The sequence below is a fragment of the Microbacterium sp. genome, from assembly GCF_049661145.1.
GTDB lineage: Bacteria > Actinomycetota > Actinomycetes > Actinomycetales > Microbacteriaceae > Microbacterium.
The window spans coordinates 1-13,907 of record NZ_JBASZT010000204.1; the positions used below are offsets into that span (position 1 = coordinate 1).

12 protein-coding genes and 1 pseudogene are annotated in these 13,907 nt (G+C 69.4%); 9 read left to right on the forward strand and 4 right to left on the reverse strand.

The window, feature by feature from the left end; all coding sequences use genetic code 11:
• Nucleotides 1-155: pseudogene (locus tag WBP48_RS08670) on the forward strand (FAD:protein FMN transferase); the annotation flags it as partial.
• Nucleotides 155-1,705 (forward strand): flavodoxin reductase, encoded by a 1,551-nt coding sequence (locus WBP48_RS08675; RefSeq protein WP_424439043.1) that lies wholly within the window; start codon nucleotides 155-157, stop codon nucleotides 1,703-1,705. The pseudogene WBP48_RS08670 and the gene WBP48_RS08675, both read left to right, overlap by 1 nt.
• Before the next feature lie 214 nt (nucleotides 1,706-1,919).
• Here the strand turns inward: WBP48_RS08675 and WBP48_RS08680 are convergent, their stop codons facing one another.
• Entirely contained in the window at nucleotides 1,920-3,380 is a 1,461-nt protein-coding gene (locus WBP48_RS08680; protein ID WP_424439046.1) for a sensor histidine kinase, read from the reverse strand.
• Nucleotides 3,377-4,111 (reverse strand): response regulator transcription factor, encoded by a 735-nt coding sequence (locus tag WBP48_RS08685; protein WP_424439049.1) that lies wholly within the window; start codon nucleotides 4,109-4,111, stop codon nucleotides 3,377-3,379. Before WBP48_RS08685 ends, WBP48_RS08680 begins: the two co-directional genes overlap by 4 nt.
• A 199-nt stretch (nucleotides 4,112-4,310) precedes the next feature.
• Between WBP48_RS08685 and WBP48_RS08690 the strand changes: the two genes are divergently transcribed.
• From WBP48_RS08690 to WBP48_RS08700, 3 genes are read left to right on the forward strand one after another with little or no spacing between them, the layout of a single operon-like run.
• Entirely contained in the window at nucleotides 4,311-5,816 is a 1,506-nt protein-coding gene (locus tag WBP48_RS08690; protein WP_424439052.1) for an ABC transporter permease, read from the forward strand.
• Between the two features lie 56 nt (nucleotides 5,817-5,872).
• Nucleotides 5,873-6,598, forward strand: a complete 726-nt coding sequence (locus WBP48_RS08695; protein ID WP_424439055.1) for an ABC transporter ATP-binding protein — start codon at nucleotides 5,873-5,875, stop codon at nucleotides 6,596-6,598.
• Nucleotides 6,599-6,630: 32 nt separating this feature from the next.
• A complete protein-coding gene (locus tag WBP48_RS08700; protein WP_424439058.1) occupies nucleotides 6,631-7,674 on the forward strand; it encodes a magnesium and cobalt transport protein CorA in 1,044 nt (347 codons plus the stop codon).
• 11 nt (nucleotides 7,675-7,685) lie between these two features.
• Here WBP48_RS08700 and gndA read toward each other — a convergent pair whose 3' ends face one another.
• Together gndA and WBP48_RS08710 are read right to left on the reverse strand one after the other, a co-directional pair.
• Complete coding sequence (gndA, locus tag WBP48_RS08705) at nucleotides 7,686-9,173, reverse strand: NADP-dependent phosphogluconate dehydrogenase (protein ID WP_424439061.1); 1,488 nt, start codon at nucleotides 9,171-9,173, stop codon at nucleotides 7,686-7,688.
• A 29-nt stretch (nucleotides 9,174-9,202) separates the two neighbouring features.
• Nucleotides 9,203-10,150: an NAD(P)-dependent oxidoreductase gene (locus WBP48_RS08710; protein WP_424439064.1), complete on the reverse strand. Its 948-nt coding sequence runs from the start codon at nucleotides 10,148-10,150 to the stop codon at nucleotides 9,203-9,205.
• Nucleotides 10,151-10,258: 108 nt separating this feature from the next.
• Here WBP48_RS08710 and WBP48_RS08715 point away from each other — a divergent pair, with 108 nt between their 5' ends.
• The 4 genes from WBP48_RS08715 to WBP48_RS08730 form a co-directional block, all read left to right on the forward strand.
• Nucleotides 10,259-11,341, forward strand: coding sequence for a D-2-hydroxyacid dehydrogenase (locus tag WBP48_RS08715; protein WP_424439067.1), 1,083 nt, complete (start codon nucleotides 10,259-10,261; stop codon nucleotides 11,339-11,341).
• A gap of 38 nt (nucleotides 11,342-11,379) precedes the next feature.
• A complete protein-coding gene (locus WBP48_RS08720) occupies nucleotides 11,380-12,210 on the forward strand; it encodes an IclR family transcriptional regulator (RefSeq protein ID WP_424439069.1) in 831 nt (276 codons plus the stop codon).
• Nucleotides 12,211-12,303: 93 nt separating this feature from the next.
• Complete coding sequence (locus WBP48_RS08725; RefSeq protein ID WP_424439071.1) at nucleotides 12,304-13,722, forward strand: MFS transporter; 1,419 nt, start codon at nucleotides 12,304-12,306, stop codon at nucleotides 13,720-13,722.
• On the forward strand, nucleotides 13,719-13,907 hold a 189-nt coding region (locus WBP48_RS08730; protein WP_424439073.1), incomplete at its 3' end, for an SDR family NAD(P)-dependent oxidoreductase. The genes WBP48_RS08725 and WBP48_RS08730, both read left to right, overlap by 4 nt.

A 13,907-nucleotide genomic window follows, 5' to 3' on the forward strand; every position in this document is an offset into this window, starting at 1 on the left:
CTCCCGACGCGATGACCGCCGACGCGGCGGCGACGGCGCTGTTCTTCGACGGTGGGCCGCGCTTCGCGCACGGGCGCGGCGTAGCCTGGGTGCGCATGGCCACCACCGGCCGCGTGGAGTGGTCGCCGGGCTGTACGGCAGAGTTGTTCCTGTGATGTCGAACCTCACCGCCGCCTGGAATCGCCTGTTCGCCGTCGTCGGCCGCGTATCGATGTACCGGCTCGGCGTCCTCGCGCTCGGCGCGCTCGCCGCGGTCGCGTTTGCCCTGTCCTTCTTCGGCCTCGTCGGGCCGGATCCTCTGGAGCTCCTCGCCGCGTGGGCCGTGCTGGGGGTCGCGTGCGCGGGAACGGATGCCGCGGCGCATCGCCTCCTGCGCCGTGACTGGCGCTGGGAGTCCTCGCTCATCACCGTCCTCATCCTGCTGTTCGTGCTGCGTCCCACGCTCGATCCGTGGGGCCTCGTGGGCCTGCTCATCGCGGGAGTCGTCGCATCGGCATCCAAGTACCTGCTCGCCTGGCAGGGGAGGCACATCTTCAACCCCGCCGCGGTCGGAGCGGCATTCCTGACGGTGCTGAGCGTGTGGCTGCCGGTGCTCGGCTCATCCGCCTGGTGGGTCGGGGCGCCGAGCCTGGCGGCGCCGGTCATCCTTCTGGGACTGGTGGTGCTCGTGCGCACCGAGAAAGTGCGCGTGATCACGCTGTTCCTCGTGATCGCGGTCGCGGTCGCGTTCGTGCGAACCTCGATCCAGTACCAGCAGGCGGGACTGGACCTCGATTCCGGCATGGTGTTCTGGCAGATCCTGTGGTCGTCGCCGTTCCTGTTCCTCGGGGCCTTCATGCTGTCCGAGCCGCTGACGCTGCCGCCACGGCGCTGGCAGCAGTTCACGGTCGCCGGCCTCGTCGGCTTGCTGGCGGGATGGCCCATCGATATCGGTGAGGTCAGTCTCGGGCAGGAGCGGGCGCTGCTGGTCGGCAACCTGCTGGCGTTCGCGTTCGCCGTGCGGACCGCGGTGCGGCTGACGTATCTGGGGCGGACCGTGCTGACACCGACAGTCCGCGAGCTGGCCTTCCGAGCGGAGCGGCGGTTCGGTTTCGTCGCCGGACAGTACCTCGAACTGGAGGTGCCGCACCCGCATCCCGACGCGCGGGGGACCCGACGCGAGTTCTCGATCGTGTCTGCGCCGGAGGAGCTGCCCGAGGTGCGCATCGCGTTGCGCGAGGGTTCGCAGTCGAGCTACAAGAAGGCGCTCGCCCTCGTCGAACCCGGCCAGAGCCTCTCCGTTACCGGCGTCTGGGGCGATTTCGTGCTGCCCGCGCGCCTCTCCGCGCCGGTCCTGATGGTGGCGGCGGGCATCGGCGTCACGCCGTTCGTATCGCAGTTGCGACACCTTCGGCTGTCGGGGGAGCACCGCGACGTCGTCTTCGTGTACGTCGCCTCGGATGCCGACGAGCTCGCGTTCCGCGACGACCTCGAGCGCGCCGGCATCCTCGTCATCGTCTTCACACGCAATGAGCCTGCGACCCTGCCGCCGCACTGGCGCTGGGCGAATGGCGTGCGCCTCGATGCCGATGGCCTCGTCCAGGTCGTCCCCGACATCGGTGCCCGCCACGCCTACATCTCGGGCCCGCCGGCGCTGATCGCGGACCTCGCCCCCGCCCTGGAGCGGGCCCGCTCGATCACGACCGACGCGTTCTCGGGCTACTAGCGGCGACCATGCACGTGCGCCCCGCGAGTCCCGTCGGGGTCGAGTCGGAACGCCGCACGCCGCACGCCGCCGGAGCCGCGAACTATGTTCCGACTCGGCCGCTGCGGCTCCCTCGCTCCACGAGTGGGCGGCGCCCGCATGTTCCGCAGGCGCTTGGACACGGTGTTTGCGCGCTGGACTGTGCTCAAGCGACTGTTGAACGAGGGTCCCAGGATCAGGATGCCGGGGCCGCGGGGGCGGCAGGCCGCGCCGGCAGGCGCACCTCGAAGACCGTCGCGCCGGGACGGCTCTCGACCGTGATGGTCCCGTGGTGGGCCGTCACGATCGCCTTCGCGATCGACAGGCCGAGCCCCGTGCCGCCGGTCTGGCGGGTCCGTGAGGTGTCCGCGCGCGCGAACCGCTCGAACAGCTCGTCTGCGACGGCGGGGTCGATCCCCGGACCGTCGTCGGCGACCCGCACGACCGCTTCGCCGTCGGAGACGGCGACACTCACGCTGACCCGCGTGCCTGCCGGGGTGTGCACTCGTGCGTTCGTCAGCAGATTCGCGATCACCTGATGCAACCGCACCGCGTCGCCCGCGACGACGACGGGATCCTCCCCGGCATCCAGTTCCCACGCGTGCTCGGGGCCGGCGGCCTGCGCATCTGCGATGGCGTCGATCACGACGCGCGTGAGGTCCACGGTGCCGTAGACGAGCTCTTTGCCCTCGTCCAGGCGCGCCAGCAGCAGCAGATCCTCGACGAGTGTGGTCATGCGAAGGGATGCCGCCTGGATCCGCTCCAGTCCTTGCCTCGACTGATCGGCATCCGCCGAGCGCAACGACAGCTCGGAGTACCCGCGGATCGCCGCCAGGGGCGTGCGCAGTTCGTGACTCGCGTCGGCGACGAACGCGCGCATCCGCTCCTCGTTGCGTTGCCGGGACGCGAGCGAGCTGTCGACGTGGTCGAGCAGGCTGTTGAGGGCCGCGCCCACCGCACCGATCTCGTCCGACGCGTCCGCTTCGGCGTCCGGCACCCGCTCCGTGATCGTCACATCTCCTGAGTCCAAGCGCTGCGCCGCGACCCGCGTCGCCGTGTCGGCGACCGATCGCAGCGGCTTCAGCGACTGCCTGATCACCAGAGCGATGATGGCCGAGAGGACGAGCAGACCTCCGACGGTCAGGAGCGCGACCGTCGTGAGGATCCTCGCGATCGTCGCGATCTGCTGCGACGCCGAACGTCCCAGCACCGCGTACGCACCACTCGGGTACGACTCCTGAAGAACACGGTAGTCGCCGAGGTGGGGGACCGGCACGGTCGTGAAGCCATCGCGGGCGACCGCGTCGATGATCTCGGTGACCTCGTCGTCGGTGAGGGCGATGACTCTGTTGTCGGAGTCCACATACGCCCCGGTGGGTTCGTCGAAGGTGCGCAGAATCAACAGCGTGCCGGTCTGCTGACGCCCCACGTTCAGCGTCTGCTCGGCGGACTGACCCGGAAGGATGCGGATCTGGGAAGCCGCCACTTTGATCTCGGAGTCGAGCCCCTCTTCGACGATCGCACGCAGCGTCGTCGCCGTCGCCAATCCCACGGCCGCCAGTATCAGCGCGACGAAGGACACCACGGTGACGATGAGGCGGGTCTGCAGGCTCCAGCGGCGCGCGCCGCCCGGGCGCGGGGGAGCTGCAACGGTCACTGCGGCGCTTTGATCATGTAGCCGACGCCGCGGACGGTATGAATGAGCGGCTCGCGGCCCACATCGATCTTCTTGCGCAAGTACGAGATGTAGAGCTCGACGACCGAGGAGCGGCCGCCGAAGTCGTAGTTCCAGACGCGATCGAGGATCTGCGCCTTCGATACGACGCGCCGCTGATTGCGCATGAGAAAGCGCAGCAACTCGAACTCCGTCGCCGTGAGCTCGATCTCGGTACCGGCGCGCTCGACCTCGTGAGAGTCCTCGTTGAGGCTCAGATCGCCGACCCGCAGGATCGGGTCCTCCGCACCCGCGGTCGCACTGCCGGCCCGGCGCATCAGTCCCCGGAGCCTTGCGACGACCTCCTCGAGACTGAAGGGCTTCGTGACGTAGTCGTCGCCGCCGGCGGTGAGCCCCGCGACACGGTCTGCGACGGCGTCCTTCGCCGTGAGGAACAGCACCGGGACGTCGTTGCCGGCGTGGCGGAGCCGCTGCAGGACGGACATGCCGTCGAGGTCGGGCATCATGATGTCGAGCACCATCGCGTCGGGGTCGAACTCGCGCGCCTGGGCGAGCGCGTCGAAGCCGGAGCCGGCGGTGCGGACCTCCCAGCCTTCCATGCGCAGCGCCATCGACAGCAGATCGGTGAGCATCTGCTCGTCGTCGACGACGAGAACGCGCAGTGCGGATCCGTCGGCGCGGTGGAGAGCGGGAGACGTGGCGGGAGCGGTCATGTCCCCTATTGTCGCGAGAAGTCTGTGTGCCTGCTATGGCTGTGCCTATGCGAAGGCTATGGATTCGACGGGATGCCGCGGTGAGCGCGGCCGCGCAGTCATAGCGATCGCATAACGCTGCCCGAGTGCACGCATCATCCGCTTTCCTACCTTCGTACCGCAGCCTCCCGCACGGGATAGGGGCGGCAGAAGGAGACTCATGTACTGGACCTACCTGCGGCGCGAACTGTCCGGCCGCAAGAAGCAGACCGCGATCGTCGCGATCGGCCTCGCGATCGCGATCGCACTCGTGATCATCGTCAACTCGCTGTCGGTCGGCATCCGCGATGCGCAGGCGCAGGCGCTCGAGTCGGTGTACGGCGTCGGCACCGACCTCACCGTGACAGGCGCCCAGGCCGAGCCGGGACAGGGCGGCGAACGTCCTCAGTTCGACTTCGGGCAGGATGCCGGGGCCACCGGCGACGACGGCACGACGACGCTCAGCCAGTCGCGCCTCGTCACGGACTTCCGCCGCGGCACCCTCGACGCGTCGACGCTCGACACGGTCGCCTCCGTCGACGGCGTCGCGGGCGCCTCGGGCGCCCTGAGCCTCACGAACATGACCTTCTCGGGCGAGCTCGCCCAGCCGCCGACCGACGGCGGCACGACCGACGGTCAAGCGCCGCAGGACGGTCAGAGCGGCGGTCCCGGCGGGGATGCGGGCGGCGGCTTCGGCGGCGGTTCGTTCGGAGTCGACACGTTCACTGTGCTCGGTATCGACCCGGGTGCGACGACGGTCGGACCGATGTCCGCCGTGACCGTCAGCGACGGCCGCACCCTCGGCGCCGACGATGCCGGCGCCGACGTCGCCGTCCTCGATGCCACCTACGCGTCGAGCGCCGATCTCGCCGTCGGCGACACGATCGACATCGGCGGCGCGAGCTTCGAGGTCGTCGGCATCGTGGCATCCGCCTCGTCCAGCGCCGACACCGCGTCGAACGTCTACATCCCGCTCGATGTCGCGCAGGAGCTGTCGGGCGCCGGCGATGTCATCTCGACCGTGTACGTACAGGCAGCCTCGAGCGACCGGATCTCGGCGGTGCAGACCGCACTGCAGGACGCAGTGCCTGAAGCGACCGTCAGCTCGCAGTCCGAGCTCGCCGCGACCGTCTCAGGGTCGCTGTCCAGCGCGGGTTCGCTCATCACGAGCCTCGGCACATGGCTGTCGGTCATCGTCCTCGCTGTCGCCGTCGCGCTCGCGGTGCTGTTCACGATCTCCGGCATCTCGCGCCGCACACGCGAACTCGGCACGCTCAAAGCCATCGGCTGGTCGAACTCTCGGGTGGTTGGGCAAGTGGCGGGTGAGTCTGTCGTCCAGGCTTTCATCGGCGGAGCGGCGGGTGTCGTGCTGGGCCTCGTGAGCGTGCTCGTCATCAACCTCGTCTCGCCGACGATCTCGTCGGCGCCGACGGCCGCGATGAACGGCGGCCTGGGGGGCCAGGGTGGTCCCGACGGTGCAAGCGTTATGGGCGGCAGACCGGGCAGCGGATTCGGTGGGCAGCTCGCGCAGACGGCGACCGACATCGTGCTCCACGCGCCGCTGTCGCTGTGGATCGTCCTCGCCGCGCTCCTGCTCGCGGTGGCAGGTGGCCTCGTCGCCGGTGCGTTCGGCGCTTGGCGTGCGGCGAAGCTCAGCCCCGCAGAAGCCCTGCGAGCGGTCGCGTGAGCGCGGCGGCCTCCGATCCGACGACCGAGACCGACAGTACGAACGAGGAGACAGAGATGACCATGATCGACAACACCGTGGAGGATGCCGGGGCGGACCCGGCCGTTCCCGCATATCGCCTCGCGGGCGTCACGAAGACCTACCGGCAGAAGGGCCGCGTCGTGCGGGCGCTCAGGGGCGTCGACGTCGAGATCGCGACGGGAGACTTCGTCACCATTCAGGGCCCGACCGGTGGCGGCAAGTCGACCCTGCTGCAGCTGCTGGGTGCGTTGGACACCCCGACCTCCGGGAACGTCAGGATCGGCAGGACCGATCTCGCGTCGGCATCCGTCAAGGACCTCGAACGCGTGCGGGCGCGCGATGTGGGGTTCGTGTTCCAGGCCTTCAACCTCATTCCTACGCTCACCGCGGCCGAGAACGTCGCGATGGGGCTGGAACCAGCACGGCTCAGCGGCGCGGAACGGCGCGAGCGGGTTGCCGAGGCACTGGCGCACGTGGACCTGTCCGACCGGGGAGATCACCGCCCCGGAGAACTGTCCGGTGGGCAGCAGCAGCGCGTCGCGATCGCGCGCGCCATCGCGAAGCGGCCGCGGGTGCTGCTGGCCGATGAGCCGACCGGCAACCTCGACGAGAGCATGCGCGACGAGATCCTCAGCGTGCTGGAGCGCCTGAACGCCGAGGGGCTCACGCTCGTCGTCGTGACCCACGATTCGGCGGTCGCGCGCCGTGCGCGCCGCCGGCTGCGGCTGGACAGGGGGACCATCACGGACGTCACGCGCTGAGCGCCGGTGCGGCTGGGCCTAAGGTGTGATCCATGGCCCCGCCGCACTGTGTCGTCTACCGGGGCGGCGTCCCCGACCCCACCGATGCGCCGGTCGCCGAGGCGCTGGCCGAGGCCCGCCGCGACGGCGGGATGCTGTGGGTCGCGCTCGAGGGACCCGATGCGGCGGAGGTCCGCGTCCTCACCGAAACGCTGGGGCTCGAACCGCTCGGCGTCGCAACCGCGCTGCGCACGCATCAGCGCTCCAAACTCGACCGCTTCGGTGAGCACCTGTTCGTCGTCGTGCAGGCGGCACAGTACGACGACGCGGCCGAGACCGTGCAATGCCACGAGGTCGATGTCTTCGTGGGGCGCGACTTCTTCGTGGCGATCTCCACCGATGGGCAGGTCGATCTCGATCGGCTGCGCGGCTTGCTCGACGAGCATCCTGAGGTGGCTGCGCGCGGACCGCTGGGGGTCCTGTGGGGTGCGTTCGAGTACGTGACGCGCGGGTATCGCGACGTGCTGGACGGCATCGAGCACGACATCGACGAGATCGAGGAAGAGCTGTTCGGCGAGGATGCCGGCGTGTCCCACCGCATCTTCGCGCTGCAGCGCGAAGTCATCGACCTGCAGCACGCGACAGCGCCCGTCGCGGACATGATGGACCGCCTGCAGCACATCGCCGGCATGAAGTCGGAGTCGAAGCCGGGGACGTCATCGCCGTCGCCGTCGGAGTCGATGCCGGGCTTTCGGGAGATCGCGGACCGTGCCCGGTATGTCGACGCGCGGGTCAGCGCGTTTCGCCACACGCTCGATGCCGCTCTGACGATCCACGCGACGATCATCGACCAGCGGCGCAACGACCAGATGAGCGAGATGACGCGCACCAGCATCCTGCAGAACGACCAGGTCAAGAAGATATCGTCGTGGGCGGCGATCGGGTTCGCTCCGACGCTCGTCGCGGGGATCTACGGCATGAACTTCACGGTCATGCCCGAACTCGACTGGACGTGGGGCTATCCGTTCGCCCTCGGCCTCATGGTCGCCGTCAGCGCCGGGCTGTACATCGTCTTCAAGAAGAACGACTGGCTGTAGCTCCCGGCGGGTCAGTGGGTGTCGACGGCCTCGATCTCGGTGCGATCGCCCGACCACAGCGTGTGGAAGGTGCCGGGCTTGTCGACGCGCTTGTAGGTGTGCGCGCCGAAGAAGTCGCGCTGACCCTGGATGAGCGCCGCTGGCAGCCGGTCCGCCCGCAGCCCGTCGTAGTACGCGAGCGACGACGAGAACGCCGGCGCGGGGATGCCGGAGGCCGCCGCCAGGGCGACGATGCTCCGCCAGGAGTCCTGCGCCCGGGTGAGGGCATCGACGAAGTACGGCGCCGTCAGCAGCACCGGCAGGTCGGGGGTGGCGGCGTACGCGTCTGCGATGCGGTTGAGGAACTGCGCGCGGATGATGCAGCCGCCGCGCCAGATCTGCGACACCGCGCCGAGATCGATCTGCCAGTCGTACTGCGCGGCGCCCGCGCGGATCTCGTCGAAGCCCTGCGAGTACGCGACGATCTTCGACGCGTACAGCGCAAGGCGCACCTGCTCGACGAACGCGTCGGCATCCGCGCCGGCGAGCAGGTCGCCACCGGACAACGATGGCCCAGGAAGGTCGGATGCCGCGGCGCGCTGCTCCGGGTGGCTCGACAGCGACCGGGCGAAAGTCGCCTCGGCGATGCCCGAGACGGGGACGCCGAGGTCGAGGGCGGTCTGCACGGTCCACGCGCCGGTGCCCTTGGCGCCGGCCTGGTCGACGATGACGTCCACCAGCGGCTTGCCGGTCTCCGCATCCGTCTGACGCAGCACCTCGGCGGTGATCTCGATGAGGTAGCTTTCCAGCTCGCCCCGGTTCCACTCGGCGAAGATGTCGGCGATCTCGCCGGGGGTCTTGCCGGTGGCGCGGCGGATGAGGTCGTAGGCCTCGGCGATGAGCTGCATGTCGGCGTACTCGATGCCGTTGTGCACCATCTTGACGAAGTGGCCGGCACCGTCGTGCCCGACGTGGGTGACACAGGGCTCACCCTCGGCGACCGCGGCGATCGAGCGGAGGATCGGGCCTAGCGTGATCCACGCTTCGTCGGGACCACCGGGCATGAGCGACGGGCCGTTGAGCGCGCCCTCCTCGCCACCCGAAACCCCCATGCCGACGAAGTTGAACCCGCGTTCGCGCACCGCCTTCTCGCGGCGGATCGTGTCGGTGAACAGGGAGTTTCCGCCGTCGATGATGATGTCGCCTGGCTCGAACGCGTTCATGAGCTCGTCGATGACCGCGTCGGTCGGCCCGCCGGCTTTGACCATGATGATCGCCGTGCGCGGGCGCTGCAGGCTGGCAGCGAACTCCTCGTACGAGAACGCCGGGACGAACTCCGCCTCGGGGTGTTCGGCGATCAGCTCGTCGGTCTTGGACCGGCTGCGGTTGAACACGGCGACCGTGTTGCCCTCGCGCGAGGCCAGATTGCGGGCCAGGTTCGACCCCATGACAGCGAGACCGACGACGCCGATGTTGGCGGTTGCGGGGACATCATTCGGAAGGGATTGGTTCGAAGACACGCATGCTCCTGAAAGCTCTTTGGGGTTCGTCAGCCAGCGTAGTCGGATGCGCCGACGGCCGGGTCGGGGTTCGGGCGCCGCTGCGCGGCCAGGCGTCGCGATACCGCGATGTCGCGCTCGCCGAGACCCGCCGCGACGATCTCGTCGAAGATGTCGCGGAGGGCCGGAAGCAGCGCGAGGTGAAGGCCGGTCGCGGCGGCGACGTCGGCGGCGAAGCCGAGGTCTTTGACCATGTAGCCCGCAGCTCCCGACGGCGAGTCGTCGCCCGCTACGAGCTTGTCCTTCCGGCTGTCGAGCAGACGCGAGCCCGCGTAGCCGCCCGACAGCAGCGTCCACAGGGCGTCGAGGTCGAGCCCGGACCGGGCGGCGAGCTCGGTGGCTTCGCCGAGCGCCGTGATGGTCGAGGCGACGACGAGCTGGTTGCACGCTTTGGCGACCTCGCCCGCGCCCAGGGGACCGAGGTGCACGGGAGTGCCGCATGGCTGGAGGATGCCGGCTGCCCGTTCCGCGTCGGCATCCGTCCCGCCGATCATGATCGACAGGGTCCCCGCGGTCGCCCCGTCGACACCGCCGGAGACGGGGCAGTCCACGACCCGGACACGGCCGCCGGTCGCCTCGTCCAGACGCTTCGCGAGCTCCCGCACGCCCGTGGGGGACGAGGTGGAACCGATGAGCAGGAGCAGGTCGCCGTCGCGCTCGGTGAGCCCTGTGAGCAGGCCGTCGGGGCCGTCGAGTGCCTCCTGCAGCTGCGGCAGATCGGGGAGCATCGACAGTACGGTCGTACTCTCGGCGGCGAGCTCTCGCGGTGTCGCGGCCCACGTCGCGCCGGCTGCCACGAGCTGTGGGCGCGGCGATCGGGAGTGCACGGCGAGGCGGCCGTATGCCGCCAGCAGGCGCTCGGTCATCGGTCCGCCCATCGCGCCCAGTCCCAGGACGCCGATGATGGGGGAGGTCTCGTCTTCGAGAGGGGAGTTCACGGCGGCACCGTCCTTTCCGCCGCCACTGTAGCGCAGGTTCAGTATGAAGAACAGAGTCCAGTATGCTGGCCTTGGTATGATGGGGAGCACCCAACGAAGGGACGCACGATGTCGGAAAGCTTGTCAGGCGCTGTCGTCGAGCCTCCCACGACTCTCCGAGCGGTGGCCGCAGTACCGTTGCGCGAGGATCTGTGCCGACTGATCGAGCAGCTCGAGCCCCGTGTCACGGTGATCCGCGATCACGCGCTCACCGCTCCCATGCGGGGGCCCGCCGACTGGTCAGGAGATCCCGCGTTTCACCGCACTGCGCAGCAGCAGGAGGCGTTCGACAGGATGATCGACTCCGCCGACGCGCTGTTCGGCATTCCCGATGTCGATCCCGCGGCACTCGCTCGCACAGTGGCAGCCAATCCGCGGCTGCGCTGGGTCATGACCACCGCCGCCGGCGGCGGTGCGCAAGTGCGGGCGGCGGGTCTCGATCGCACCGCCCTGGATCGCATCGTGTTCACCACGAGCGCCGGAGTGCACGGCGGCCCGCTCGCGGAGTTCGCGGTCTTCGGGGTGTTCGCCGGTGCGAAGAACCTGCCGCGTCTGATCGGCGATCAGAGCGAGAAGACTTGGCCGGATCGCTGGGAGATGCGTCAGGTCGACGAGCTCACGGTTCTCGTGGTGGGTCTGGGTGGGATCGGCGCCGAGTGCGCACGTCGCTTCCATGCGCTCGGGGCACGAGTGTGGGGTACCACTCGCTCGGGCGAGCCCGTCGACGGCGTCGACCGGCTGATCCCGCTGAGCGACCTCGAGTCGGCCGTCGCCGAGGCGGATGCCGTCGTGGTCACTCTTCCCGGCACCGACCAGACTCACCACCTGATCGACGAACGCATCTTCGCGGCCGCGAAGCCGGGGCTCATCCTCGCGAGCGTGGGACGCGGCACCGTGATCGACGAGACGGCGCTGCTGTCGGCGCTCGACGACGGTACCGTCGCGTTCGCCGCCATGGATGTCTTCGAGGTCGAGCCGCTGCCACAGGAATCGCCGCTGTGGTCGCATCCGAATGTCCTCGTCAGTCCTCACACGGCTGCGCTGAGCAGCCGGGAGGAGGAGCGCATCGCGCGTCGTTTCGCCGATGACGCGACGCGGTTGCTCGATAGCCGCCCGTTGCGCGCGGTTGTCGATACGGTCGAGTTCTACTGACGTCCGCCGGCCAGGGCGGCCTGCGGAGGAGGAGAGCCATGACCGGCAATGACGACGATGAGCCGGGTGCACGTGACGGCGAGGCACCGGACGCCGGGCCGCGCGACCCCGCCCCGGCGGTCAGCCGCAGCATTCGCCTGCTGGGCATGCTCGCCGATGCCGGGGGTCCGTTGACTCTCACGGAGCTGGCGGGGGGTCTCGGGCTCGCGAAGTCCTCCACCGCGAACCTGTGCCTCGCCCTCGAGGCCACCCGGATGATCGAACGCGGCCCGCGGGGATTCCGACTCGGGTTGCGCACGGCGGAGCTCGGTGGGGCGTTCGCGGCGCAGTTCAACCAGGTCCGCGAGTTCTACACGGTCTGCGATGCATCGCCCGTGCTCGCGCGGGAGCTCGTTCAGGTCGCCATTCTCGACGGCACCGACGCGCTCTATATCGCGCGCCACGAGGGTTCGCGCTCCCTCCGGATCGGCACGCCGCTGGGGTCGCGGTTGCCTGCCGCGCTCAGCGCGACCGGCCGTGCCCTGTTGTCGAGGTCGACGGATGCCGAGGTCACGGCGCTTCTCGGCGCGAACGTCGTCTTCCCGGCGGTGACCGCACACTCCACACGCGATCTGCCGGGCCTGCTCGCGCGACTCGCCGAGGCCCGCGAGCGCGGCTGGGCGCTGGACGCGGAGGAGTCGTTCGCGGGTGTGTTCGGCGTCGCCGTGCCGCTGGAAGGGTGGGCGCCCGGCGACCCGCAACTTGCGATCGGCGTCGGACTGCCCGCCGCTGAAGCCGATGCGGCACGCATCGCGTCGGTCGGCGACGCTCTGCGCGCCGCCGCCCGCGAACTCACGAATCCGTTCAGCGCGGCCGTGCGAAGAGGCTGAAAAACCCGGCGCTGTTCAAGATATTGAACTAAGGCCAGCGGGTTGGTATAGTGTGGCCCACGTAGCCCGCTACGCCGATCAAAGGAGATGGCCGTGACCAACGAAACGCTCACCGCTGGGGAGACCCCGGGGTCCGATGACCCCGAGTACGCCGCGAATCTTCGCCGTGCGACGCTCGCCTCGAGCATCGGCAGCGCACTGGAGTACTTCGACTTCGCGTTGTACGGCCTGTCGACGGCGCTGATCTTCAACGTCCTGTTCTTCTCGCAGGACGACCCGGCCATGGCCACCGTGGCCGCCTTCGCGACTTTCGGCGTGGGCTTTGTCGCCCGTCCCTTCGGTGGCCTGTTCTTCGGCACACTGGGCGACAAGCTCGGCCGCAAATGGGTGCTCGTCGTGACCATCCTCCTCATGGGCGGCGCGTCGACGGCGATCGGCCTGCTGCCCACGTACGAGCAGATCGGCCTGTGGGCACCGGTCCTCCTCGTGCTCATGCGCCTGCTGCAAGGGTTCGGCGCCGGTGCCGAGCAGGCCGGGGCCACGGTGCTCATGGCCGAGTACGCGCCGGTGCGCCGCCGCGGGTTCTTCGCCGCACTGCCATTCATCGGCATTCAGGCGGGCACGCTGTTGGCGGCCGTCGTGTTCAGCCTGATCTCGCTGCTGCCGGAGGAGCAACTGCTGTCGTGGGGGTGGCGCGTGCCGTTCCTGGCCTCGTTCCTCCTCATCCTCATCGCACTGTTCATCCGGATGCGGCTGCGCGAGACGCCGACGTTCATCGAGCTCGAAAAGCACGAGCAGATCACCGAGCACCCCATTCGCGAGATCTTCGGTCACGGACTGCCGGGCGTCATCGTCGGCATCGGGCTGCGGATGGCGGAGAACGGCGGCTCTTACATGTTCAACACGCTCGCGCTGACGTTCTTCGTCACCGTGGCCGGCCAGAACGCCGACAAGAGCCTGCTCACCTGGGGCGTGACTCTGGGGTCCCTGATCGGCATCTTCTCAGTGCCGCTGAGCGGTGCGCTCTCGGATCGCCTGGGGCGGCGCACCGTCTACCGCTACGGTTCGCTGTTCCTCCTGGTGTTCTCCTTCCCCGCGTGGTGGCTGCTGACGTTGCAGAATCACGCGATCGCCATCGCGGTCATCGCGGTGGGCATCGGCTTCGGGGTCAACGTCATGCTCGGCCCTCAGTGCGCCATGCTCCCGGAGATGTTCGGCAACCGGCACCGCTACCTCGGCGTCGCCATGGCCCGCGAGATCTCCGCGGTGCTCGCGGGGGGTCTGGCCGGCGTGCTGGGCGCCTATCTCATCGCCGTCAGCGGCGGCAACTGGCTGCTGCTGGCGATCTACATGGGGGTTCTCGCGCTCATCACGACCGCCTCGACCTACCTCGTCCCCGAGACCCTGCGGCGCGACCTCACGCGCACCGACGACGCCGTGAAAGTATCCCGTGAGGAGTCGGGTGCCGGTGTGGCGTCGACGACGGTGACGATCCGGACGGTGGAATGGTGAGCGCGGCAGACGGCGGGCACCCGGCGGGACTGCACCGGTTCGACCTGACCGGCCGTACCGCCCTGGTCACGGGATCGAGTCAGGGCATCGGCCGCACCCTCGCCCAGGGGCTCGCAGACGCCGGCGCCACGGTCGTCGTGCACGGCCGCGATCGCGACAAGGCGGCCCGCGCGGCGGCGGAGATC

Excerpts from the sequence above, each read along its gene's own strand:
- WBP48_RS08675 (WP_424439043.1), top strand. The coding sequence starts at position 155 with ATGTCGAACCTCACCGCCGCCTGGAATCGCCTGTTCGCCGTCGTCGGC.
- WBP48_RS08685 (WP_424439049.1), bottom strand. The coding sequence starts at position 4,111 with ATGACCGCTCCCGCCACGTCTCCCGCTCTCCACCGCGCCGACGGATCC.
- WBP48_RS08690 (WP_424439052.1), top strand. The coding sequence starts at position 4,311 with ATGTACTGGACCTACCTGCGGCGCGAACTGTCCGGCCGCAAGAAGCAG.
- WBP48_RS08695 (WP_424439055.1), top strand. The coding sequence starts at position 5,873 with ATGACCATGATCGACAACACCGTGGAGGATGCCGGGGCGGACCCGGCC.
- WBP48_RS08700 (WP_424439058.1), top strand. The coding sequence starts at position 6,631 with ATGGCCCCGCCGCACTGTGTCGTCTACCGGGGCGGCGTCCCCGACCCC.
- WBP48_RS08715 (WP_424439067.1), top strand. The coding sequence starts at position 10,259 with ATGTCGGAAAGCTTGTCAGGCGCTGTCGTCGAGCCTCCCACGACTCTC.
- WBP48_RS08720 (WP_424439069.1), top strand. The coding sequence starts at position 11,380 with ATGACCGGCAATGACGACGATGAGCCGGGTGCACGTGACGGCGAGGCA.